14 protein-coding genes are annotated in these 25,747 nt (G+C 35.1%); 7 read left to right on the top strand and 7 right to left on the bottom strand.

Going from position 1 to position 25,747, the window contains the following annotated elements; all coding sequences use genetic code 11:
* Positions 1 to 12: 12 nt before the first annotated feature.
* A complete protein-coding gene (locus HYN56_RS19875) occupies positions 13 to 765 on the bottom strand; it encodes a LuxR C-terminal-related transcriptional regulator (RefSeq protein WP_109194878.1) in 753 nt (250 codons plus the stop codon).
* 483 nt (positions 766 to 1,248) lie between these two features.
* On the opposite strand from HYN56_RS19875, the gene HYN56_RS19870 reads away from it, so the two are divergent.
* A complete protein-coding gene (locus tag HYN56_RS19870) occupies positions 1,249 to 1,902 on the top strand; it encodes a hypothetical protein (RefSeq protein ID WP_109193778.1) in 654 nt (217 codons plus the stop codon).
* Positions 1,903 to 1,924: 22 nt separating this feature from the next.
* Positions 1,925 to 2,653, top strand: coding sequence for a hypothetical protein (locus tag HYN56_RS19865; RefSeq protein WP_109193777.1), 729 nt, complete (start codon positions 1,925 to 1,927; stop codon positions 2,651 to 2,653).
* 906 nt (positions 2,654 to 3,559) lie between these two features.
* On the opposite strand, the gene HYN56_RS19860 is transcribed toward HYN56_RS19865, so the two are convergent.
* On the bottom strand, positions 3,560 to 4,207 hold the full coding sequence (locus HYN56_RS19860; protein ID WP_109193776.1) for a hypothetical protein: 648 nt from the start codon (positions 4,205 to 4,207) through the stop codon (positions 3,560 to 3,562).
* Between the two features lie 183 nt (positions 4,208 to 4,390).
* Here HYN56_RS19860 and HYN56_RS19855 point away from each other — a divergent pair, with 183 nt between their 5' ends.
* The 5 genes from HYN56_RS19855 (at position 4,391) to HYN56_RS19835 (ending at position 18,385) form a co-directional block, all read left to right on the top strand.
* Positions 4,391 to 5,092: an outer membrane beta-barrel protein gene (locus HYN56_RS19855; RefSeq protein WP_109193775.1), complete on the top strand. Its 702-nt coding sequence runs from the start codon at positions 4,391 to 4,393 to the stop codon at positions 5,090 to 5,092.
* A gap of 10 nt (positions 5,093 to 5,102) precedes the next feature.
* Positions 5,103 to 5,834: an outer membrane beta-barrel protein gene (locus tag HYN56_RS19850; protein ID WP_240622596.1), complete on the top strand. Its 732-nt coding sequence runs from the start codon at positions 5,103 to 5,105 to the stop codon at positions 5,832 to 5,834.
* A 30-nt stretch (positions 5,835 to 5,864) separates the two neighbouring features.
* Positions 5,865 to 7,832 carry a T9SS type A sorting domain-containing protein gene (locus HYN56_RS19845; RefSeq protein ID WP_109193774.1) on the top strand — a complete coding sequence of 656 codons (1,968 nt, stop codon included), beginning with the start codon at positions 5,865 to 5,867 and terminating at the stop codon, positions 7,830 to 7,832.
* Between the two features lie 79 nt (positions 7,833 to 7,911).
* Positions 7,912 to 17,811: a SpvB/TcaC N-terminal domain-containing protein gene (locus HYN56_RS19840; RefSeq protein ID WP_109193773.1), complete on the top strand. Its 9,900-nt coding sequence runs from the start codon at positions 7,912 to 7,914 to the stop codon at positions 17,809 to 17,811.
* A 1-nt stretch (position 17,812) separates the two neighbouring features.
* A complete protein-coding gene (locus tag HYN56_RS19835) occupies positions 17,813 to 18,385 on the top strand; it encodes a hypothetical protein (RefSeq protein ID WP_109193772.1) in 573 nt (190 codons plus the stop codon).
* A 549-nt stretch (positions 18,386 to 18,934) separates the two neighbouring features.
* Here the strand turns inward: HYN56_RS19835 and HYN56_RS19830 are convergent.
* Genes HYN56_RS19830 through HYN56_RS25110 form a run of 5 tightly spaced genes read right to left on the bottom strand, consistent with a single transcriptional unit; the run spans position 18,935 to position 25,679 of the window.
* Entirely contained in the window at positions 18,935 to 19,807 is an 873-nt protein-coding gene (locus tag HYN56_RS19830; RefSeq protein ID WP_109193771.1) for a thiopeptide-type bacteriocin biosynthesis protein, read from the bottom strand.
* Positions 19,808 to 22,012, bottom strand: a complete 2,205-nt coding sequence (locus HYN56_RS19825; RefSeq protein WP_109193770.1) for a lantibiotic dehydratase family protein — start codon at positions 22,010 to 22,012, stop codon at positions 19,808 to 19,810.
* Positions 22,009 to 23,712 carry a S8 family peptidase gene (locus HYN56_RS19820; protein ID WP_167398334.1) on the bottom strand — a complete coding sequence of 568 codons (1,704 nt, stop codon included), beginning with the start codon at positions 23,710 to 23,712 and terminating at the stop codon, positions 22,009 to 22,011. The genes HYN56_RS19825 and HYN56_RS19820 overlap by 4 nt, the downstream gene beginning before the upstream one ends.
* Positions 23,713 to 23,746: 34 nt before the next feature.
* Entirely contained in the window at positions 23,747 to 25,450 is a 1,704-nt protein-coding gene (locus HYN56_RS19815) for a S8 family peptidase (RefSeq protein WP_109193768.1), read from the bottom strand.
* Positions 25,451 to 25,505: 55 nt separating this feature from the next.
* A complete protein-coding gene (locus HYN56_RS25110; protein WP_167398333.1) occupies positions 25,506 to 25,679 on the bottom strand; it encodes a hypothetical protein in 174 nt (57 codons plus the stop codon).
* Positions 25,680 to 25,747: the final 68 nt, after the last annotated feature.

Here is a 25,747-nt window from a genome sequence, read left to right as displayed (position 1 = left end):
TTTCAGGCGGTTTTAAATAATTCCCTGCAGCATGCAGTTTTTTATAAGTTCAGCCGTATTTTTTGAATCCGATTTGGCCAGTATGTTGTTGCGGTGTTTTTTTACCGTGAGCGGGCTGATGAAGAGTTTTCTGCCTATTTCATCATTGTTCAGGCCTTCTCCCAACAGTCTGATGATATCCATTTCTCTTTTGGAGAATTCCCTGTTTTTCCTGTCTGTCCCATCAAGGCTCAGATTCATGAAAGAGGGCTCGCCGTTCAGGCCTATAAGGGATATTTTATAGGTGTTATGATTACTGAGGTGATCGATGCGTGTATGTATGTTCAGTGATTTTCCGTATCCGCCGTTATCATCCATTGTCAGCATCAAGGCCTGATGGTTGAACAGGGCATATTCGCCGTTTTTTAATCTCGCCCTGTGGCTGTAGCTGATCTTATAAGTAAGCAGTTTTTCGCGTCCCACATTCTCATAAAAGAATTTCGTCAGAAAGTCTTCGGCCTTGATCACAAATTCCACGTCTTCGGGATGGATCGCCCCAAGTATGTCATTGAAGGTAATGGTCTGCGGATCGAAGCCGTGCATTTCATAAATGGAAGGGCTGATATGGGAGAGGGACATGTCAAAAAAATCAATGATATAGAAGGAAAAAGGCCCGGTGCTGATAATGGAATTGGTAAGATCGTCAAATGAGATTCTTGCTTTGGTTTTACTGGCTGTACGGTTGGCCATCCATACATCATGGAGTCCTTGGATTTCGGATAGCATAGATTTTAGGTTTGTTAAACGGTTGTTAAAACAAATTAACATAAAAAAATGCTCAAATCATACAAGGGCTACTTTTTTATTTTTAGAAATGCTTCCAGGGCTGATGTACGGCCGTAATACTTTTAGAAACGTTTTTCTTGTTTATGTTATGGAGATTGGGCTGTTCTTTAGTTAGTTAGTTAGTTAGTTAGTTAGTTAGTTAGTTAGTTAGTTAGTTAGTTAGTTAGTTAGTTAGTTAGTTAGTTAGTTAGTTAGTTAGTTAGTTAGTTAGTTAGTTAGTTAGTTAGTTAGTTAGTTAGTTAGTTAGTTAGTTAGTTAGTTAGTTTTGTTTATGTTTTTTTCTGAAACTTTTTTAATTGTTGTTTTGGCCGGTGAAGGAGAGGAAAGTACAGTTAAAATTACCTTCAATAATATAAAATTTAGATTCAGAATCCTCAGACAAGAAATTAACTTTGGTTTATCTCAGGCGCTGCCGGGGCGTATATGAGTACAGCTATAGGGGCAGTTGGAATCATTCCTGGTGCGTTATCAGGCGCTGGTACTTCAGCTACCCTAGGAGCAATGACCAATGTGATATCCGGCAGAGACTGGAATGAAGGTTTGGGCATGGCAGCAGCTTTCGGTGCAGTTGGAGGAGGTATTTCCGGATTTTCAGCGGCTAAAGCCAGCGGTTCAGGAATTTGGTTCGGTACAGAGGTTAAACCTTCAGCTTCTATTGTTGCAGGAAATATCAATAATGCAACTAAAGATGCTCAGATGAAGTATGATAAATCCTTAAAAAGCCAATCAGAACCCATTAATATGAGCAACACAGCAGTTGCAGACTCTCCCATAGAATTTACAACGTCATCAGCTTCCATGAAACCTAGTGTTAATTACACCATTTATGATGGTGAGGGAAATTTGTTTAAATTTGGTGTTTCAGATGCAGATCTTATAAGAATGAATCAGTCTTTGAAAATGGCTGGTGAAGGAGCTACATCTGTAGTTTCGGAGGTGCTGCCGAAATTCCAGGCCCATATTAACGAGACATACCTGAGAAGTTTGCACTTTAACTCAACTGGTACATGGAAAATACCTGGCATGATCTATCCGTACCCAAGAAATTTTGAGACTGGTCTAAGAATTAGGCCTTAGAAATATATAAATTGAATAAAAAATGAAATTAGTGATAGAAAGAACACTCTTTGGATTTAATGACGGTATTGACTCAATCAAGACCTTAGATGATAAATTCACTCCATTGTCCATATTAATGAACAGGCTACTTAGTGATAAATACAATGGAAAGAAAATAAAATACCTGAACTTATTCTTCTATGAAAGTTCTGAAAAGCTTCAGAAAGCTTATGGAAAACCATACTTTCTCCACTACTATGGAGGACAGTTTACCTATAAAAAGGTTATTGATTATGATTATTTTCTAAAATTGGATTTTTACGATCAAAAACTTTTGATTTGGAAAGAAGCTTATGATATGCTTCAGTTTGCTGCTGCCGAACTTAAAAATGAAAGTCTCAAAATTTCAAGCGATTATGCCTATAGAAAAGGACTTGAAATGAAGTTATGTGCTGACTATCGTATGGTTGAAACCGATGTGGTTTTGTTTGGAGAACAATACAGGGCGTCAATTTGGGTCAATTTTAAGGAGTTTAATATGGAAGCTAATTTTACGTTGGAAAGAAATGATGAAATTGTTCTGAAAAGACATTTGGAAACAGCTTCAAACGGTATGGAGTTTTTTTTGGTAATGTTCAGGAAAATTGAGCAATTAGATAACGCTGTGGTTATAAAAGGTGTAAAGGATTTAATTTATCTTCCACTTCAGATCGATTTTGTGAAAAATGGCGAAAACATAGAATTTTCCGAATTGTTTTTATTGTCTTAAGGGCCTTGTTACAGTTTAGGTTTTATAAACTAATAGCTTGAAGAACCTTAAAAGAATATAATTTTGCTTACGGAGTAAATAGAAGAGATGGCCTAATGGCCGCCTCTTTTTTTTTTAACAAGACATAAATTGCTTTTGGGCAATGTATCAGATATATTGGTGGTTAATTATTGCCTCTAATCAAAATCAGATATTCATAATTAAATAGCATAAGAAATTAGTACAGCCTTTGGGCTGTTTTTTTATTTGAGCTTTTGTGGGTTAGTTTTAGATTTTTTATGTTTTCTATTTTGGCCAGTAATGATGAAGATGGTTCGGCGTAAAATCATTTATTTAATTGAGAGAATTATTAAAAAGTTAGTTAGTTTTTATTGTTTTAGCTGTAGGGTAGATCGAAGATAAATGCAATTTCCATTACGCAATGAGATATTAGTTTTTGAGCTTTTCCCGTTATGCGTTGCAATCTTGCGTGTCGAACACCGGCACATAAGTATTTCCACTGCTATCGGGGCTAAAAGGCTTAATCCATTTTATGTTTCGGTTTTCAGTTTTTAGTAATAATTTGAAATAGTGTTGACAAAATGTATACAGTTTCGAACCAAAACTCTCTAGTAATTGATTTTGCTGGATTTCTATCTTTCAGCGTTCAGGCTGAACATACCGATCCTAATTACGATTTTCATAATTTTTAGATTTAATTTTACTTCGGACCATTTAACTATGGAAAGACCTGTGTCGGGAGAAAATTATCTAAAACAACTACTAATTTAAAGATACAAAAAATTATAGGATATACATCGCCGGTTTTGGCTTGGGGAATATCTTTTCAGTGGCAGTGATTTCAAAACACAGAGGGTTTGTTCCCTGGTTCCGGACCTGCTGGATTTCCGCTCATTATGGATAGGATCATGGGCAGGTATTATGTTCAAAAATCGCTTTGAGCTGATCTATTGCCTGCGTTTGGCCGAAATCTGTTTTTTGTATGGCGTCCATTATATGCGGGCAGTCTCCAAAAGCTTCAGCAGCCATTTTGCGGATTAATGAATCGGTGCCTACAGCCAGATTACTGCCGCTGGATTCTGAATAACCAAAAACGAGTTCTTCACTGTCTTTCTTTCCAAAAAAATAAGCAGTATTTCCATAAGTAATCACTCTGCTGGTTCCTCCTGCATTGGGCCTGTTACTGCCCGTTTCTGTAATATAGCCGATTCTCGCATTTTTATCATAGATCATATAAAACCACTTTTTTTTATTTGATCTCGAAAACTTTCCACTTAAAATGTTTGCTGTTACAGCATATAAATTTTCAGCTATATAGGTGGTACCATCAGCATCTTCAAACTCAATTCTTTTGATTTCCCTGCTTGCTATTTTTTCTATTTTGCTCGCATCGTCAGTCTTGAAATTAACTTTTGAATCGGTGCTTTGTACTTTTTCTGCCAAGCCTTTTTTGATAACCCCATTTTCCATAAATAAAGTTGCTCTAAGGTATTTTGCCTGAAGAGTACTACTAAACAACATCAAAATAAACAGAAAAAAAATAGGATGTTTCATGATCTTTTTAATTTATGAAAGAAATATGTAGAGTGATTTTTCTATGAATCAAGCAAATATAGAAGTAATCTTCAAATTATTTGTTACATGAAATCAGGTATATTGTCGGATTTATCGCCTATTTTGTCGGCTTTTTGTTGGTCAAAACTATATTTAATATTTATATTCGTAAAAATTTTTTTAATGAAAGTAATATTCCACTTAATAATATTAAGTTTTTTTTTTAACATAAGCCTTTATAGTCAAAATGAAACCAATATTACCTACGGATTAAAAGTGGGTGGTATTCATTCCTCCTTTAGTAATCTGCCTGAAACGATAAAAGGCCGTGATAATACTTTTGACAACAGTACTCTGGAAAGCAAAGGCAAATATGGTCTTGAAACGGGATTTTTTCTTAACTGTAAACTGTATGATACTCGTGTTGCTATACAGCCTGAAATCTTATTCAGACAGTCTGGAGAAACCGTGAAATATCGAGATGTTGTTGGGAAAGAATTTGAACTCGGACTTAATTATGCTTATTTAGAAATAGGTGCTTTATACAAAGTTTATCCTTACGAAGGTTTAAATCTGGGATTTGGAGCTTTCTACGGAGTCAATTTATCTGCTAATGATATTAGTTATTCTTCTAATGAAGCGGACGGAATGTATGATGTAGCAACAAGACAGTTCTACAAAGATGGTCTTGATGGTGCTGATGATTTTGCGCTTTGTTTTGCATTGGGTTATGAGCTTCATAAAAGTATTCACTTCGATTTTCGCTATTATCTGGGTGTAAAAGATATGGTTAAAAGTAATGCATCTTCTTTCCAGTTTATAGAGAACCAAAACAAAAGCAGTGTTTTTTGTTTTTCTTTAGGCTATAGTTTTCATAAATGGTAATTAAAAAATAATGAAAAAAATTATTCTTCTGTTTTTATTGATAAACACAAAATCTGTTTTCGCGCAAAGCGAGAGAGAAATTACTTACGGCCTTTTTGCGGGAGGTATTTATTCGAAAATGTCTAATCTTCCAGACGTTATTGTGCCAAAAGGTATTTACGACGGTTACACTTTAAAAGAGGAAGGAAAATTTGGAGGAGCTGGCGGTTTTTTCATTAACTGGAAATATCCTTATGCAAAATTGGCAATTCAAACTGAGGTTTCTTATTCTGGTCAGTCAACAGATTTGAATTATGAAGATATCAAAGGACTGAAATATAAAATGACTTTTGCTTTCAACTATATTAATGTGGGGGCACAGCTTAAGTTTTATCCTTACAAAGGATTTTACATTGGAGCGGGTCCATATATCGGATTTAATATCTCGGGTGATAATATCAAATATTCATCAAATGCACAGGAAATATTTGCTGAATCAGGAGTTCCTTTTGAAACAGATGCAAATGTTCAAAAAGTACTGAGAGAATCTTTGAGTGGCAAAAATTACTTCTACGGAATGCTTGCAGCAGGATACGAATTTAGCTCTAACTTTTCTATTGGAGCACGATATACCATTGGACTTTCGGATGCTTTAATGACGGAAGAAAATGGACATCGCTACAGCGAAAACAAAAACAAAGTCAATAGTATTTCATTGATTATAGGTTACTCTTTTGACTTTGATGATTTAGGGAATTTTTAGAAAAACAGCATCGTAACAATCAGTTTTACTATGAATAAAAAGATTTTTTTACTGGTAATTTTAATCACAGTATTTACTGTAAGTTTGACATTCTCGCAGCAAAAAGTACTGCCCGGAGCTGTTTCAGAACCTTTTTTTTGGTTAAAATCTAAAAGTGCAGGCGAAAGTTATTACTGGGAGAGTCTTGTAGACAATAAAGAAGCAAAAGTATCTCTTCAAAAACAAGATGGAGCTGTTTTTAATTTTAATCCAAGTATTGTTTTTGATACTGCCCATGATTCATTAATTGTTCCGTTAGGCGTTAACAGCAAAAGACGTCATACCCTTTTTATGGTGTATAAAGTAAAAGACAGTTTAAAGGAACAGTTTTTATGGACCATAAATGATCCTCAAAAAATAATAGCTACGGCAACAAATAAAAGATTGGTCGATTTAAAGAAATATTCTTACCAGTCCTATCAGGAAAAAATCAAACCCCATAAAGCCAATATTCATTTCTTTCAACAGCATGTTACTGATAGTGTTGCAAAGTTGTCATCGCTTATTATTGGCCAGAAATCAAAATCAGAAAAACTACCGCCAGAAGATTTTAAAGGAAGCATAAGCGAAATTTTGGTTTACAGCCGTGTTTTAAATGGTGTAGAAACTCAAAAAGCAGCAAGTTATTTGGCTGTAAAATACGGAATTTCACTTTCCCAGTTTGATAATAAAAACTACTTAAACAGTAAAGGAGAAACTATTTGGGATGTCGATAAACATAAAGGATTTACATCTTCTATAACCGCAGTTGGTCGTGATGATGCCAGCGGATTGCTGCAAGTAAAGAGCAGTAATATGGCAGAAGAAGGGCTTTTGACAATAGAAATGAAAAGTAAAACAAATACGATTCCTAATAATTACTTTACTTTTTGGAGTGATAATGGTAAAAATCTTCTAGTTAAAAAACAAGAACAAGGAGAGCCGATTGGTGTTTCGAGAGAATGGCAATTGGATTTTACAAATCCATCAGATTTGAGTTTAGACTGGTCTTTTAACCCATCTTTTATAAAAGGAACGCTGCCTAAAGATACTTATTACTGGTTATTGGTTGATTATTCGGGAAAAGGAACTTATGATGAGAATGATTCAGAATATATACGTTTGGCTAGTACTGCCAGTACAGGGAAATTAGTTTTAAATGATTTTGATTGGAACAAACATAAATCTGGAACAGCAAAATTTACTTTAAAAGTAGCACCAGAAATGTTCAGCAGAGTCTGGATTACAGAAGCCATTTGTGGTGTAACAGGGTCAGGTGAATTAAATTATACTATTGAAGGAGGTGAAGCACCTTTTACTGTTACGGTTAAAAAAGAGGGAAGTGAAGCCGTTGTAAAACAATGGAATCAGGCGGCAAAAAGTCAGAGTGGAGTGCAGCTTTCTTCGGGAACTTATGATTATATCGTAAAAGATAAAAGAGGCAATCTGTATGCTGAAACAGTATTTGTTGCCGATAAAGAAGGAACTTTTCCTAACCTGAAATCGGAGTATTTATTGACAGATGGTAATGCGGTGCTTTTGGATGCAAGTAAGGATCTTCCAACGGGAAATTATCAATATGAATGGTTTTACGAAGGTAATTTTGTTGATGATAATCCAAAAATTCTAATAGATCAAGCCGGCGATTACGAGCTGAGATTGATAAATGATCTAGAATGTAAAACGTCTAAGAAAATTAGTGTGCTAACAGACGGTCAGGAAATTACAGATCGCAGTGTTTTGATCTTATATCCAAATCCTACACCCGACGGTAAATTTGCTCTTGCAATGCAGTTTGCTAAAAAGACAAATGCCACAATCAGTATTTATTCTTTGACGGGATCGCTTTTAAAAGAAAAAAAATACAGCCAGATCGAAACTTATCTGCATGAAGATACTATCACAGCGCCTTCTGGAATGTATCTGGTACAGGTAAAATCAGATTTTAGCACTAAAGCCTTTAAAGTTATTGTGAAATAATTCTACAGTCGAAGAAAAATTCTTCCTGCAGAACGAAATATAATATAAACCGATTATTAGCAATCGATTAACCAGCTCTATGAAAAAGAAAATTATATTCCTGCTATTTTTAATAGGTACATTTTTGTTTGCTTCCAATTTAGGTGATTATAAAATTCCTTCTTTTATTACGGATAAGTTTTCAGAAAAAGAATCCGCGATTTCAGAATCAAAATCAGATGCTGATATTGAGGTAAAGAATGAAAGTAAAGGCACAAAATTATTTTCTGCTGATATTGAACAAGGAATTATAGGAATCAACAGCCTTGATGAAGTGGATGATGCTTATGATAATGTTTTTCATCTTAAAATTGATGAATTACCGCAAGCTGATGAAAATGCCTATCTGGAATATGATTTGTTTGGTTACGATGAGACAGCATCGATCTCAAGAAGTCTAAACAATGAACCAAGTATTGGAGGACAATTTGTATCGCAAAATAAAGCCTGGACCAAACAAGCCGAATTATTATCTGAGAATTCTCTTCGAACTGGTGATAACGTTTTATTGTTTACAGCGCCAGAAGGAGTTTCAAATGGATATAAAATTAAAAACGTACGAATAGTATATAAAAAAAATATTCCAGAAGAAAATAATTTTAAACTCCTGAAAGCAGCAAATAAATTGTACATAAAAGGGACAAATTTTCCATCCAAAATAAAGAAACTTACCATTGCAGGAATTTCTGTAGATGTAAATCAGCCAGAATTTGAATTGGTTTTAGATGCAGAAAATACGACCCGGTTTATTCCTGTGCTAAAAGAGACTGTGAGAGGTCTAATTTTAAAAGAAAAAATAGAATTAAATCAGTTTTTAAAAGTAGAAAGTTTTAGACCGATTGAAAATGCCAAAGAACGTGTTTTTAAGGATATTAATTTTGAGACAGCCAATAATTTAGAGTACAAAAACTTTTCTGCAGTATTTCCAGTTGGTGCCTTAAAAAACAATCTTACCATTTCGGTAAGTGGTTTAAGAAAAATAGATATTGCACCTTTAAACGCTTCAATGGTGAATGTTACTAATGGGAATGCAGGATTTAGATTACTGCCTCATGGAACCATTTTTGAAAAAGCTGCGACACTTTCACTTCCTTACAGCAAAAAGGCAATTCCAGAAGGATATACAGAAAAGGATATAAATGTATTTTATTTTGATGAAGACAAACGTCTTTGGCAGGAAGTCAGCAAAGATTCGTTAGACGTTAAACAGGGATTAATTACAGCAAAAACAACACATTTTACCGATTTTATTGCAGGAATTGTAAAAATGCCGGAATCTCCAGAAACTTCTGGTTATACACCAACAAGCATAAAAGATTTAAAAGCAGCTAGTCCGCTGGTTGGAATTCAATCTATAGAACCGCCAACTCCAAACGTACGCGGAACTGCAAGTACTTCTTTTCCTATTGTCGTTCCAAATGGAAGAGGAGGAATGCAGCCTTCTTTAAAATTACAGTATGATAGTGATGGCGGCCATAGTTGGGCCGGAATGGGCTGGGATGTTTCTGTTCCTTCTGTAAGTATTGAAACGCGCTGGGGAGCACCACGATATGATGCAGCAAACGAAACAGAAAGTTATACCATTAGCGGAGAAGCTTTAATACCAAATTCACACAGGGCAGAATGGATTGGAAGAACACCAGATAAACAGTTCTTTCCAAGACGCGAAGGTGCTTTCCAGCAGATCATTCGTAAAGGAGCATCACCAAAAGATTATTATTGGGTAGTAAAAGATAAAAGCGGAAATGCCAGTTATTATGGAGGTACAACGTCTGGACTTTCAGTAAATGGTGTGCTTCAAGACGCGAACGGAAACATTGGGTATTGGGCACTTTGTCTTCAAGTTGATTTGAACGGAAATACGGTAGAATATGAATATGACAAAAGAGATGGTGGCATTTATCTTAAAAAAATATACTATACAGGTTTTGGTTCTCAAAAAGGAAATTACAATGTTACGTTTGTAAAAAATGGTGATTTAGGTGAACCGAACCGTCAGGATGTACAACTATCTGCAAGATTAGGTTTTAAGCAGTTAAACAATCAATTGTTAAGAAAAATTGAAGTACGTTACAAAAACGACATGATTCGCAGTTATGAACTGCAATACAAAGAAGGAGCTTTTAAAAAGACTTTGTTAGAATCGGTTTCAGAATATGATACAGAGTCCAAGTTGTTTTACACCAATAAATTAGACTACTTTGATGATGTTCGTGATGCTTCAGGAAAATACAATCCTTTTGGACCTGAAGAAAGTTGGAGCGTACCAAGTGACAATTTAAAAAACAACTCTATTCCGTCTTTTACTAATGCTTTGTTTTCAGGAAAACATTCTCTGGTAAGCAGTACAGAAGGTTTTACAACAGGAGTAAGTTATAGGCTTGGTCTGGGTTTTGCTACTAATGCTGGAAGTTTAAAAGGATTTACTATTGGTGGTCATGGAGGAAATAACTGGGGAAATTCTGAAACTATTGCCACTTTAGAGGATATAGACGGAGATGGATTGCCAGATAAAGTATTCAAAAATAATAATGGTGTTTATTATCGAAAAAACTTGGCAGGAACTGGGCAGCTGGCTTTTGGAGATCTTCAAGAACTTAATATCAGTGATGTAGGATTTTCAAAATCTAGTTCGTTTAACTGGGGTGTCGATTTAAATATGACTTATGGAAATATTGGTTTTGATCAACAGCGTTCCAGTAATAAAACCAAAGCCTATTTCATGGATTTTAATGGAGATGGTCTTGTTGATTTTGTTCGTAATGGGCAGGTATATTACAACCGATTAGAAAATGGAATCCCAACCTTCAAGAATAGCAGTGCGGGTACACCGTCACCAGTTTTTGGAGGAGGAAATGTTACTATTCCAGGTTATACAACTATTCCTTTGGAAGAGATAGAAAAACAAAATCCGCTTCACGATGTTGTGCGTATGTGGGAAGCTCCTGTAAAAGGGATAATTTCGGTATCGCATCAATATCAATTAATTCCTGAATCTACTCCAGAACGAATTAAAAGACGTGAGGAATATGTAAATAATGCCGGTGAAGACAAAGCCGATGGGGTTCATTTGTATTTTCAAAAAGGAAATACAGTAATTTGGAACGAAGCAATTGCGGCTACAGATTACGGTACTAAGAGCAAACAAAATACGGCCATTGCCGTAGAAAAAGGAGAACGATTGTATTTTAGAGTTAGCTCTGTTAAAGATGGGAATTTTGACACTGTAAACTGGGATCCAACCATTACTTATTCGCAGATCAAACACTTTGACAGGGGAACTAATGGAAATACAACAGAAAGTGATTTTACCATTCCAGCTTCTTTACAAGATGTAAACGCGTATTCCTTGGTCACTTATCAAGCAAGTACCGATTTTTTCAGCAGTTCTAATGAAGGCGGAGTCGTGCCGGTAGCAGGAAATGTCGTTTTGAAAGGGATTTTAAATAAACCTGTTACCTCAGATCACATCAAACTGGTTGTCAAAAAAACATATTTAGATTTGTCTCAGATTCCAGTTATTCTTTATGAAAAAACTTTCTTAGCCAATGAGGTTGGTTCGTTCGATTTGTCATCAATTACGCTGCCTGCATTTGAAGCTGAGACTATGGTATCATTGTCCTTACAGACAGAAACCAATATCAATTGGCAGACAATTTCTTTTACGCCGACTGTTACTGTTCCTGCTTATCCAGGAGAATTGGTAAAAGAAGTTCCCTTAGGAGTTTCTCATTTGTTTTACAACAAACGAGAAGGAAATTATAATATGACTGGTGTAACTTCTACTTCGTCAGGAAAAGTAAAACTAAGTATTCTAGCCCAGGATTTGACACTCGCAACTCCTGCTCAATATCCAGGTAATATTAATGATTTTGATGGAGATGTTATTATTTCTGCTAAACAAAATAATACATTATTAGCACGTAATCGTTATCAAATTACAGCAGGCATTTTGAGTTTGGTAAATAATGCATTTGATAATTCCGTTACGTATCCGGATGCTGTTTTGGGAGTTCCAATTCAATTAGAAATGACAGTTTCTAATGCACGATCTATAACTATTATTAAGAATTATCCAAAAGCTGATGCCCTAAATATTCAAGTTCAAGTTACAGATATAGTCAATGCTTCGGTATGGAACCAGGCTACAGATGATTTCAGTATTTATAGTCTTTTGAATGACGATGAAAGAAGTTTAGGATTGTATTATCGTCAATGGTGTGGATTTGCTATTAATGGAAATTTAGCATCAAATACTATTGATCAGACACTTCTAAAAAAATCAGATGCCTACAGCACAACACCCGATTTAGGAAATACAGATCCTGAAAGTTATGAAGGAACTGACTATGAAGTTGCAAAAAGTTATTTTGTATCATTAAATCCGTCTTATACTAAAGCAAAATGGGAAGGTTTAGAGGAAGGAATATACATACAAGGACCAACAATTGGTACATCAAGGCTGGGAGAAGATGATATTTCGGAGTATACTGACTTTACACTTCCTAATCTGCCTGGCGGCAGTACTTCTGCGCTGGATATGATAAGCGAAAGTAAAAGTAAAAGTCTTTCTGCTGGAGCGTCTGTTGGACCTGCCAATGTTGGTTATAGTAAGTCAATTGATGGCGACTCTTACGTAACACAAACAATGAGCGATTTTAATGGAGATAAATTTCCAGATTATATTCGTGGAGAAAATGTGCAGCTTACAGCTCCAGTTGGGAAAATTTCCAACGAAGTAGTCAATATGGGAGATAACTTCAGCCATTCTAAAACAAGTACGGAGGGACCAAATTTTGGAGGAAGCTACAGCCACGGAGCTCCATCAAATTCAATTAGTATGACCGTTGGTAAATCTAACGTAAAAAGAGATGCTGCTAAAGAAACCGCGTCAAAAGAGGCAGAAAAGGGAGGTAATAGTATTGCGGTAAGTGCTTCTCAAGGAAAAGGAGAAGATCATGCGGCAATGATTCATAGTGATATTAATGGGGATGGACTTCCAGATAAAATTTCAGATTCTGGTGATGTTTATTTGAACACTGGATACGGATTTTTACCGGCAGAAAAATGGAACCACAAAAGTTTGAATGGAGGTAAATCAACAGATTGGAGTGCTGGTTTAGGTTTTAGTATCAAACAAGGATCTATTTCTGGTGGAGCCAATTATGCAAGATCACAATCTGATAGTGAAGAATCTCTTATGGATATTAATGGTGACGGACTTGCTGATAAAATTAAATATGAAGGAAGTACCATGCAGGTTTCCTTAAACTTAGGTAATTCTTTTGCAGCACCAGTTGTCTATCCGAAATATTCAGAAATGAATCAGAATAAAGGAGTAAGCTACGGAATGAATGCTAATTTCTCAATAGACATTGTTATTTGGCTGCTTCGTATTACACCAACTCTTGGAGGAAGCCAAGGATGGAGCACAAACCGTTCTGAAGGAACTTTTATGGATATTGATGGTGATGGAAATTTAGATTATGTGGTTTCAAAAGAAGATGGACATTTGACAGCACAATTATCAAATATCAAAAGGACTAATAAATTAAAAGGCGTTACCAATGGGGCAGGAAATAGTTATACGGTAGATTACGAACTAATAAAACCAAGTTACGAAAATCCATCAGCTAAATGGGTTTTACAAACCGTTACAGTTTTTGATGGACATGTTGGAGATGGTATTGATAATTCGATAGCTAAATTTAGATATGAAAATGCTTATCATGATCGTCGCGAAAGAGAGTTTTATGGTTTTGAAAAGGTAATCGAAGAAGAAATAGATGCGTCTGATAATTCATTATTTTCGACAACGGTTCAAGAATATCACAATCACGATTATTTTAGAAAAAATCTTTTAAAGCGCAGCTATACTTTAGATAAGGATGGCAAAATACGCAAAGAGTCTGAAAATGAATACAGCTTAGTAGATGTTGCTACACAAGCCAGTATTTCGGAATCTGAATTAAATTTACCATCATGTGACGATAAAAGAGTTTTTGCTGGATTAATTCATACCAACGAAAAAATTTACGAAGCAGGAGGTGAATATCTAGAAACGAATATTTTCAATACTTATGATGCAAACGGAAACATCATTCAGTACGAAGATTTAGGAAATGGTTCAGCTGATGATAAAGTTACAGCCAAAATAGCATATCATGAAAGCATTAATCCATATTATGGAGGTATAGCAAAACAGTTAGAAGTTTACACAAGTGAAGGATTAAGACGTAAAAGAACCGCGGCTGTAAATCCTGCAACAGCAGAAGTAACGCAGATAAGCAATTACAGTGCAGCGGATAAAATTGCTGTTACTGATATTGCATATGATACTTACGGAAATATCGAAAAAATTACTGGTCCTGTCAATCATAAAGGACAGCGTATGACTTTGGAATATGTATTTGATTCAGAAAATCACCAATACATGACCGAAATAAAAGACGCCTTTGGTTATCAGAACAAAGTAGAATTCGATTACCGTTTTGGAGTGCCTCTTAAAACAACAGATCGTAACGATCAAAGTACTATTTATACTTTGGATACAAAAGGTCGTGTATCAACAATAAAAGGGCCTTATGAAATTGCTTCAGGCAGACCATACACGATTGCTTATGAATATTTTCCAGAAGCAGAAGTTCCGTATGCCAAAACTAGAAATTATGATCCAGAACTTGACAAAGACATCGAAACCTACACGTATACAGATGGATTAGGAAGACCTTTGCAGGTAAAGAAAACAGCAAGTTTATTTACACAGCCCGGAAGTCCAGATCAGGAAGCTCACGTTGTTTCGGGGCGTATAATTTATGATGGATTAGAAAGACCAATAGCCACCTACTATCCAACCACGACCACTACGATGGATAATAATTTTAGTACAGCAGTGTCTAATGTTGAGCCAACTAAAACCGATTATGATGAGGTTGGGCGTCCAATTAAAGTAACATTGCCAGATGGAAGCACCAATACAACATCTTATACCATTATCAATCATGATGGACTGTCAGTACTAAATACAACACAGACAGATGCTTTAAACAGAACAAGTTCAACTTATACAGATGCTGCAGGGCAAAATGTAGCCGTTGTACAAAATGATTTGGTAACAAAGATTGAAACTAATGCACTGGGAGAAACGGTAAAAGTAACGGATGCCATGGATCATATTACCAGAATGAGTTACGACTGGGTAGGAAAACGTATTGAATATACGCATCCAGATGCTGGAACAACAACTATGGAATATGATTTGGCAGGAAATTTAACCAAACGCATAACGCAAGATTTAAAAAATACCGTTCCAAATGGCGGTGCTGTAGAATATGTCTATAATTATAATCGTTTAGAATTTATAAAATACCCTAAGAATCCACAGAATAATGTACAATATAATTATGGAAAAGCTGATGGAACTCCATCTCGACGAGGAAGAGTGTGGTTTGTACAGGATGCAACTGGAGGACAAGAATTTTTCTTTGGGAAATTAGGAGAGGTTGAAAAAGAAATTCGCACACTTCGTATTACGCCTACAGATGTACAAACTTATATTTCACAATTTGAATACGATACATGGAATCGTATCCAGAAAATGACCTATCCTGATGGAGAAGTAGTAGAATACACTTATAACCGCGCTGGAAATCTGCAAAGTATGAAAGGTAAAAAAGAAAGCCATACTTACGATTATATCAAGCAATTGAGCTATGATGAATTCGAACAGCGTAAATACCTGAAATATGGTAACGACACCGAAACGAATTATACTTATGATGCCGTAATGAGAAGATTACAGCAGTTACAGGTAAGAAGCGGAGAAAGACAGGTCCTAAACAATGCTTATGGTTATGATAGGGTTGGAAACGTATTAAGCATTAAAAATACAGCTCCAATAATAAACAACAGCTTAGGAGGAACCTCTTCTCAAGAATACCAATATGATGATTATTATAGATTAAAATCGGCAAAAGGTTCTTATCAAGGAGAGTTTACCAAAGCCAGTTATGAGCTGAATATGTCCTATAATAAAATGCATAATATTACAAAGAAAGATTTGCTTCATACGCTGAACAATGAGCAAAAAGGATATGTTCTAGATTATGCTTACGATAACGAATTACATCCGCATGCACCGAGTAAAATTGTTGAAACAGCTAAAGAAGATCCTCGCGAATATCTATATGATGGAAACGGAAACCCAACGAGTTATACGGAAACTCAAAGTTTCAGAAAAATGACTTGGGACGAGGAAAATCGACTGATGGGAATTAATGATAATGGAAGAATTTATCAATTTTCTTATGATAGTAATGGAGAACGTGTAATTAAAAGTTCAGCCGATTCTCAAAATGTTGTAATAAACGGAGAAAACGCCGCTACAATTATACATACAGATGATTATACAGGATATGTAAGTCCGTATTTTGTAATAAGAAAAGGTAAATTTACCAAACATTATTTTGAAGGAAGTGGACGAATTGTGAGCAAATTGGGTAACGGAACTTTTGCCCAGCCGTTAGGTTTAACAGCAGGAGGTGTAAATTACACCAATCTTAGTGCAGAACAGCAAAAGGCGTTAGATGCTTATGTGAAAAGTTTAGGTTTACCACCAGGACCTCCAACACAGCAAGGAATCTATGCTACGCCAGAATTTACAGGGAATCCGTATCCAAGTGAAGTACTTAAACCTGTAGAAGAAAATCAAGAACCTCCGGAAGGATGGCCTAGAAACCCAATTTTTAATGCTCCGGGAGATGTTCCAGGTCCGCCAGTACAATTTGGCCCTCCAATAGAACCAACTACCGTACAAGCAGGAGAAGGTTTTACAGGAACCGGAATGCCAGAAAATGATATTTTTTATTTTCATGCTGATCATTTGGGAAGTACTTCCTATATTACAGCCAAAAATGGTTCTATTTCACAGCACGTAGAATACATTGCTTTTGGTGAGATTTTGTTTGAAGAACATGCAACTTCGTTTTCGTCTCCTTATTTGTTTAACGGCAAGGAATTAGATAGAGAAACAAACTTAACCTATTATGGAGCAAGGTATCTCGATATGAAAGCTAGTTTGTGGTTAAGTGTCGATCCTTTAATGTTTAAAGAAGACTTTTTTGATGAGCCAGAATCGAGTAACGGAGGAGGGTTTAATTCATTCAACTTAACATCTTATGCATTTTCATACAATAACCCTGTAAAATATGTAGATCCAGATGGAGAATGTCCTAATTGTGCCACTGCTGCCGCAGGAGCATTGATTGGCGGTATTATAGGAGGTGCAATAGAAGCAGGAACCCAATTATACAAAAACGGTAAAGTAGATAATTGGAAAGCCGTAGGTGGTGCCGCGGTACAAGGTGCTGTTGTAGGAGGAGCCGCAGGATTTACTGGAGGAGCCAGTTTATTGGTAACTGCAGGTGTTTCTGGTGGAGCTAATGCCGTTGGAGGTGCTGCGAGCAGAGCAATTCAGGGACAAAAAACAACCGTTAGAGATGTTGTAGTTGATGGAACCGTAGGAGCTGTTTTAGGAGCTGGAGGGAAATTGGTAGGGAATGCCGTTAAAAATTCGACGAATAATTTATCACGAAGCGCTAAAGGAAAATTAGGAGAAGCCATTACAGAAATCAAATACAGAGGTCGAGGTTATGTCAGTCAAGGCAAGGCTCAGGTTATGACTGGCGGAAGGACTCCAACAGGAAGACAAGCCAAAGCATTATTTGACCATGACATGAAAAACATATTTACCGGGCGACGATTGACGGTGGAAAGCAAATTTAACACCTCCGGGTTGACCAGAAATCAAAGAACAGCAATCAACAGGGGGGCACAGGTCATTATAGACAGGACCACCAGCCAAGGTCTAGGGAATGCCGCCAAAACGGCGACTGTGGGCGCTGGCGGTGGCATAGCAGCCCAAAGAAATACAAGAGACTAATATGAGTACAAGTTTTAAAAAATCGGACAAGGAGCTCCTGGATGCCAGGAATGCTATTTTCAAGGAGTATGGAATTCCGGGACTGGAGAGGAACGGTTACGTGAAGTCCCCATTCAAAAGCTCGTGGTTCGGGCAGTATGATACAAATATACGAGGCTATTCCTACGAGCTCTGCAGGCTGGCAGATAACGGTGAGCTGCACCTTGTCAATGCCACGATGGTGAAGGGCGACAAATGGATCAAGATAAACCTGAATATCTTCCAGCTAGGTGAAAAGTTGGAATCGTTGGATCAACTGGGGGACTGCGAAGGGATCAACTTCCATCTTCCGCCGCACGATTCCACAAGCATGCGTCTGAGGAACGATGACTACAAGGGACCGCCGCTGTTCCATATGATGTTTTCTCCGGAATACAAATTAGGCAATGTAGGTTCTGAAAGCAGTTTTGAAAAAGAGGTCAGGAAACTGGCGGATCTGGTGGGTAAGGACATGGCCAATATCCGATCCTTTGAGAGGAGGTGGCATGAACTGCACCGGCCGCGTACGACCGATGTGGAGGGCAATGTAATATAGGCAGCGGCTGGCAGGATCCTGTTTACCAGTGTATAGGAACAAGGATATAATCAAGGCTCGTTGATCAGCTTGCCGTTTGCAGTGTTCAAGCTTCCACAGGTTCAAAAGCAAAAACAGATCTTGCGACAAGGCACTTGATACGTAAAGAAGGACGACCGGACGTTTTGCAATGTCCGGTTTTCGTTTTGACTGCAGGTTGATGCAAAAAACATGTCCTTCTTTCTTTAATAGTTAGTTAGTTAGTTAGTTAGTTAGTTAGTTAGTTAGTGGGGTTTCTTCTTTTTTAGATAATTTTAATTCTTGTAGATTTTTTAGTTTGATTTTGGCCGGCGAGAGTGTGGTTGGTTGGAAAGTAATGTTGATTTGAAGGGAAGAATGGTTGAATTATTTTCAGTTCCATAGCATTTAATGTGGTTTGCAATGTTCTGGTTTGAGTCCTTTTCTCGCCCAGAGATACCGGTTAATTTTAGTAGCCTAACTGGACAATTCTCGAACCGCTTTTATGATGATTTAAAAAGGATGAGCAGCTTGTGAATTTTAGAATATGTGCTACAGTGTTAACTTAAGAGAATTCTTTTTTTCATACTTTAAAGTTTTATAATATCTGTATAGATGATCATAGATAATAAGCTCATACATTCTTTGTTTAGAAGTATATTGTCTGTTAATCATCATGTGAATATGACTTGCTAAAAAATCGTAAATAGAGATTTGAATTGCGTTTTTTGTTTCTAATATTTTTTCTGCGATTTGATTTTGTTTTTCTTCAATGATTTCAAAAAAATCAGGAAAATCTTTTTTGGTTTCTCCTCTTAAAAAGCATCCAAGTTCGTCCTTTAGTTCTCTGTATTTTTTATCAAGTTCTTTTTTTAATATTTTATCTGCCCCAAATTCTTCTTTAAAAGATTGCTGCAAACTATCCATTAAATTGTACTTATCTAAAATCGATAACGAAAAGGAGTTTAAAAAAGAATCAATAGAACAGAAACTGAACAACAGTTCCATTTCTTTTTTTGTAAATGTTTTTTTTAGCGAAAGATATTGAATCACCAACTCGCTATCCTTCCAAAACAAAAATTCAGAATCTTCAATGGTGGTTTCACCGTATCTTTCCAATTCCCTTTTATAAGTATCAGTTTGAATTTTCCACGCCAAATTCTCTTGGATTAAATCATTTATAGGACGATAAAGCATTTGAATTACTTTTGCTAAATCCTTTCTGTTTTCGACTAGAAATCGAATCCTAAAATGCGTGTCAGTATCCTGATATCGAATGAAGAACCATTTTTGGATGATTTTTTTCTTTTTTAATTGTAAAATAACAGGATATAGTTTTTCAAGCAAAACCAAATCAGTTGTTTGAACTCCTGTATAAATTTTATAATACAGCCATTCACTTCCCAAGCAAAAAAATCTCTGCATTTATGATTGATGTTTAAAAAATGATACTATAAATTGATTGCTAAAGCCTTCTCCAGAAATGTTTTTTACAATAGATTCTTCCGTAAATAGAAATTCTTCCAAAACAATTTTGTCTCTATTTCTAACTGACTTTAAAAACAATTGAATTCCAGTTTCTGTTTGAAAATCTAATAACAAGGTATTGTCAGAATTAACCCAATTAACAAGGTGCGGAATGTCTTTGCTGATTCTCCAATTTAAGAATGCTTCAGACAAATCTTTGCCGTTTAATTTTAAAAAGGAGTTAACTTCTTCTTTAGTAATAATCCATTTCGCTTTTGAAAGTATAATTTCGCGGTATTCAACCCTCGGGAAGTAATTATAATGAGATTCTAAAATTCCCCAATTAAAACTAAATATTGGCTTTGTGTTCTGTGCCTGTAAATCGCATAAAAAATGATATACTGGTAAAGAATTATTATAAAAATTATGAGCGTTTGAAAGGCAAGGAATAACTTCTTTATCATGTTTTTTAGAACGTAGTATAATTTTATCATTTCTAATGGACACGAATAAATCATTTAAATCTATAGTGTTTTTCTTTTCAACACCTGAATTTGCCAAATAGGCAATTTCATAATTTCTTAAAACAGGTCTTCGTAAAATATTCCCCGTTCTGGATTGTGGAATATGAACAATTTCAGCTAAAATTTTATCATGGTGATAGTTTTGTTCTTTTTCAATAATCTCTTGGGTTAGCTTATGAATCTCAGAATTCCCATTGCAAAATCGCCCCAAAAATTTTGCGGCGCTGATATTTCCTGAAGATTCAATGGCTAATTTTTCGTTATTGTAAATTTCAATTAGTGTTGAAAATGTGACGGGAGAATAATCAAAATTAGCATCGAAATTAGGAAAATCGCTTTCTGATAATTCTATTTTTATTTGATTTTTCGAAAGACATTCCTGAAGTTTTTTCTCTAAAATAAAATCATAGGAAGTCCACACTTGATTTTCGTTTTTATCTTTTTTTTGTTTAAAAGAGAAAGCCTCCAGTATTTCGTGCGAATCATTCATGTCATGTTTTATCGGATAACCCAATCCAGATTCTGTATCTAAAATTGTCATTAGCGGCATTTCTTGAGATTCATATCTTTTAGAGAATACTTTAATAAATGCCTTAAGATTACTGGAATCGTTTTTAGGCTGTATGCCATTTAAAAAACAAAGCCCTTTAGTTACTTTTTTTGTAATATTTGCATTTAAACTATTTGATAGGGTGGCTGTAGTTAAATCGGTTTGAAAAAGATATTTTTCATCATATTCAAATTCTTCTTTCAGGATATTTTCTTTGATTTTTTTGTATTGGCTTTCAGATGGAATTAAAGAAGTGTCCAGATCTAAAATTTGTTTATTTATGTTTTTTAAAAATTGATACTCTTTTTTTAAATCTGGAATGTTTTTTAAAATAGATAAAACTCTTTCTAGTTCATTATTACTTGTTACAGTGGCTTCTATTTCGCTTACTAAAAACTGGAAGGTTATAAGGTGCATTATAAACTCACAGGCTTCTTCTTTTTCAGAATCATCGTTTACTAAAATAGAAATCATTTCATTTAAAGTTAAGCCTGATTTCGCTTTTAATATTATTTCTTTCAATGCTTCAGATTTTCGTAAAGATGTAATACTATGTTCACGTTTAGTTTTTCTGTATTTGTATTCAATGTATCTGTAAAAATCACCAAATTCATAAATAGAAGAATTAGGGTAATATTTTAAGTAAGGAATTGCTGTTTCTCGTTTAGCAATATTTAACAATAATGCTACCCAGAATTGCATATCAAACTGAGTAAACCGTTTGTGTTTTTCGGGAAAATCTAATATTATATTGGTTTCAGTATCAATTTTCCCAACAGAACATCCGGCAAACAGCCCAAAAGGCGTGCATCTTGAAGACATTCTCGCAATGTATCTGAGTAAAGCAAATTCTGCTGTTGTTCTATTTTGATCCTGTAAACCATCATAATTGCCAGCCCATTTATCAAGCTCCTGAACAAACTCTGGCGAGGCCAGGTTAAGAGCCTCTTTAATTAGTGACTTATTGTATATACCAATTACCTTTTCCTTATCATATTTTTTAGAAAGATTAAGATAGAAAGATATTGACAGTATAGGGGTTCTTAATACAAATTGTGGGAAAGATGAAATTTTAAACTCTGTTTTCATTTCTTTTTCTTGCTGACCTTTTTGGAAAGCCTCATGGCATTGTAAACATTTAGGACTTTTCCAGATTTAGATAATTCTGTAAACGTAACTTTTTTGTCTTCAGTTCCCGGTAATATTACGTCTATTGAATAACTAGTCCCTGAATCCATAATAATTTGTTTGACTTCTTTTGCGGTAAGATTAGGGTAATAAGACCAGATTATAGCTGCGGTTCCCGATACCATTGGCCCTGAAAATGAAGTGCCGGAATCAAATTTATAATGGCTATTTTCTGTACTTGTAGAATATATTTCATCTCCTGGAGCAAAGATGTCTACATTATGTTTTCCGTAATTGGAAAAATCGGAAACAAAAGTACTGTCCAGTCTATGCGTGATAGATCCAACATTGAGAAAATTGGAATTTTTCTCATTATAATTTTCAAAATCACTGTCATTTGGATAAAATGGGTTTTTATCAATGTCAAATCCATTGTTTCCAGAACAATGAACAAGAAGAACATCATGTTCTTCAGCATATTTAAATGCTTCTTCGACCCATTCTTTATGCAAAGAAAACTCTTTTCCAAAAGACATATTAATTATTTTTGCTCCATTATCTACAGCATAAAATATTGCCATGGCAACGTCTTTATCCTGTTCGTCTCCTACAGGGATAATGTTTAAGGGCATAATCTTCACATTTTGCGCAATCCCTTTAATACCGATGTTATTTTCTCTGTTGGCTGCAATAACTCCTGTCACTTTAGTTGAATGATCCTGTATAGATTGATATTCTACTTTATTATTTAAAATGTTATTGCCATAACCTTTTTCTAAAACATTGGGATTGTCACCTATTAATATACGATCATTGAAATTTTTATTTATGTTTTTATTCACTACAGAATCGAGATAGGTCTGTTGGTCTATTACATCTTTTAAAGTTTTCTGGTCAACTTCAAGACTGATCATCATATAACTGATTAATGCTCCCAGATCTTTATCGTTATCATCCCGTCTTTGTCGATATCTTTTATCATTTATTTTGTATTTTTTATACAGACTATCCAACTGATTGTATGTATAGTCTTCTTTAGGGAAAAAATATTTTAAAGTATCTTTTACTAGTGGAAAAATAACAACATTATGGTCTAAAGATTTTAGCCAATTCTTATAGTATTTATTTTCGTCTTCTAGCTTTGTTAAAGCCCTATTGTACTCTTTGTATTTATGTAAGTTATCAGAATCGATTTGAGGTTCCGTTTTGTCTTTGAATAATGGTTCCCATTCCCGCACTAAGCGTGCGTAATCATAATTACCCCAAACAAGATAGTCTCCATTCTTATTTCCTTTAAAATTCCAGCCGTTTATATCATCTATGTACCCGTTTTTATCATCATCGATTCCGTTGTTTGGAATTTCTTTGCTGTTTGTCCAAAATTGTCCCCGTAAATCTTCATGATTCAGATCAATTTGCGTATCGATTACTGCTACAATGATGTCTTTACTTTGCGGTTTCTTTTTATTCGATGCATACCATTTGTCCAATGATATGCCGGGTATCCCATCTAAAAGGATATCTTTCTGATACCATGTTTGCATTTCTTTGGCAGAAAGTTCCTTTTTTGGAGAAGATATTATAGAAGAATTTAAATTCTTTTTGCTTTTACATCCGACGGATAAGAAAACAAAGACAATAAAAAATAGGGTAGGTTTCATTGCTGACTTTAACTTTTTAAGTATGATCTTAGATCTATTTTTTATTTTTATTGATTTTTTTGGCAAGCTGCATAGCATTATAAACATTTAGAACTTTTCCCGATTTTGATAATTCTGAGAAAGGAACTTTTTTATCTTTCGTGCCTGGGACTATGACCTCTAAGTCATAAGCTGTTCCAGAGTCCATAATAATTCGTTTAACCTGGGCAGCGGTAAGATTTGGATAATAGGACCAGATCAATGCAGCTGTTCCTGACACCATTGGTACGGACATCGATGTGCCGGAATCGAATGTATAACCACTCTTTGCAGTGATAGTGTATATTTGGTCGCCGGGGGCAAACAAATCAACATTTTGTTTGCCATAATTGGAGAAATCAGAGACAAAACTACTGTCTAATTTATGGGTCACCGATCCTACATTGATGAAATTTGAGCATTTTTCCTCAAAATTTTCAAAATTAGTATCATTTGGATAAAATGGCTCTTTATCTATATCGACACTGTCATTTCCTGCACAATGAATTAATAAAACATTATGCTCTTCAGCGTATTTAAATGCCTCTGTTATCCATTCTTGGTGCATAGAAAACTCTTTCCCAAAAGACATATTGATAACCTTTGCCCCATTATCTACAGCGTAACGTATGGCCATGGCAATGTCTTTATCATTTACATCCCCTGGTGAAGAAATGCTCAAGGGCATAATTCTAACGTTTTGGAGAATTCCTTTTATGCCGACGTTATTCTCTCTATTGGCTCCAATAATTCCTGCCATTTTTGTACAATGGTATTGCAGTGATCTATGTCCTCCTTTATTATTGCTTACATTATTGTTACCATAACCTTTTTCTAAGTTATCAGGATTATCGCCAATTAGTAAGCGTTCATTGTAGTCTAAATTTAAGTTTTTGTTTACCGTCGAATCCAGTTGTATTTGGTGATCTTTTATTTGTTCTAACTTTTTTTGATTTAGATCCAAATTGATCATCATGCAGCTAATTAAGGCCCCTAAATCTTTATCTCCATCATCGCGTCTCTGCCAAAATTCTTTGTCATTAACTTTATACTTTTTATACAAGCTATCCAGCTGCTTATATGTGTAATCTTCTTTTGGGAAAAAATATTTTAAAGTATCTTTTGCTAATGGATAAACGGCAACTCTGTAATTAAGGGATTTGAGCCATCTTTTATAATAAGGTGCTTTTTCTCCAAGTATTTTTAAAGCTCTTTGATACTCTTTATATTTGTAAACATCTTTGGCATTTATTTGAGATTCTGTTTTATCCTTAAATAATGCTCCCCATTTTTCTGCAATACGGACATATTCATATCTGTTCCAAACGGTGTATCCGCCGCTTCTGGTTCCGATAAAATTCCATCCGTTTATATCATCAATATAACCATTATGGTCATCATCAATGCCATTATAAGGTATTTCTTTGGTGTTAGTCCATAATTGTCCTTGTAAGTCCTCGTGGTTTATATCGATTTGAGTGTCAATTACTGCTAAAATAATTCCATTGTTTTTAGGTTTCTTTTTATTTAGATTATACCACTTGTCCAGTGAAATTCCCGGAATTGTATCAGTAATGTAATCTTTCTGATACCAAGTTTTCAATGAGTTTGCGGAAAGATCATTTTTAGTGATAATCTTCTCAGGATTAAATAGGTCTTTGTGAGACTTACATCCTGCAAGCATTATTAAAAAGAAAAAAGAAAGATTTATTAACTTCATTTTTTGGGCAAATATAGATACTTTTTAGAGAGCTGTATCTGGGGAAGAAATATTTTTACTTATTGCATTGATTTGAAGAACCCTTGCCATTACTTTTAGTATCATCAATTGGTGGGTCATCTTGTTCTATTCCTCCACCAGTAATTAAACGCAGGTTTTTTAATTTAGCCACTTCAAACTTTTCTAAAGAAAATTTATTAGCTTCTCTGTTTACTTTTTTCGCTTTCATTTTTATAAATTTAAATTATTATTTCGCAAATATATAACCTGAGATGTGGGGATTTATAAAATAACTTA

The sequence above is a fragment of the Flavobacterium crocinum genome (genome assembly GCF_003122385.1).
Taxonomy (GTDB): Bacteria; Bacteroidota; Bacteroidia; order Flavobacteriales; family Flavobacteriaceae; genus Flavobacterium; species Flavobacterium crocinum.
The sequence above is the reverse complement of the archived record's forward strand: the minus strand, read 5'-3'. Positions and strand labels throughout refer to the sequence as shown.

Bases quoted from the DNA above. Each gene is read 5' to 3' on its own strand.
- HYN56_RS19865 (WP_109193777.1), top strand. From the start codon at position 1,925: ATGAAATTAGTGATAGAAAGAACACTCTTTGGATTTAATGACGGTATT.
- HYN56_RS19845 (WP_109193774.1), top strand. From the start codon at position 5,865: ATGAATAAAAAGATTTTTTTACTGGTAATTTTAATCACAGTATTTACT.
- HYN56_RS19850 (WP_240622596.1), top strand. From the start codon at position 5,103: ATGAAAAAAATTATTCTTCTGTTTTTATTGATAAACACAAAATCTGTT.
- HYN56_RS25110 (WP_167398333.1), bottom strand. From the start codon at position 25,679: ATGAAAGCGAAAAAAGTAAACAGAGAAGCTAATAAATTTTCTTTAGAA.
- HYN56_RS19870 (WP_109193778.1), top strand. From the start codon at position 1,249: ATGAGTACAGCTATAGGGGCAGTTGGAATCATTCCTGGTGCGTTATCA.
- HYN56_RS19815 (WP_109193768.1), bottom strand. From the start codon at position 25,450: ATGAAGTTAATAAATCTTTCTTTTTTCTTTTTAATAATGCTTGCAGGA.
- HYN56_RS19875 (WP_109194878.1), bottom strand. From the start codon at position 765: ATGCTATCCGAAATCCAAGGACTCCATGATGTATGGATGGCCAACCGT.
- HYN56_RS19860 (WP_109193776.1), bottom strand. From the start codon at position 4,207: ATGAAACATCCTATTTTTTTTCTGTTTATTTTGATGTTGTTTAGTAGT.
- HYN56_RS19855 (WP_109193775.1), top strand. From the start codon at position 4,391: ATGAAAGTAATATTCCACTTAATAATATTAAGTTTTTTTTTTAACATA.
- HYN56_RS19835 (WP_109193772.1), top strand. From the start codon at position 17,813: ATGAGTACAAGTTTTAAAAAATCGGACAAGGAGCTCCTGGATGCCAGG.
- HYN56_RS19825 (WP_109193770.1), bottom strand. From the start codon at position 22,012: ATGAAAACAGAGTTTAAAATTTCATCTTTCCCACAATTTGTATTAAGA.
- HYN56_RS19840 (WP_109193773.1), top strand. From the start codon at position 7,912: ATGAAAAAGAAAATTATATTCCTGCTATTTTTAATAGGTACATTTTTG.
- HYN56_RS19830 (WP_109193771.1), bottom strand. From the start codon at position 19,807: ATGCAGAGATTTTTTTGCTTGGGAAGTGAATGGCTGTATTATAAAATT.
- HYN56_RS19820 (WP_167398334.1), bottom strand. From the start codon at position 23,712: ATGAAACCTACCCTATTTTTTATTGTCTTTGTTTTCTTATCCGTCGGA.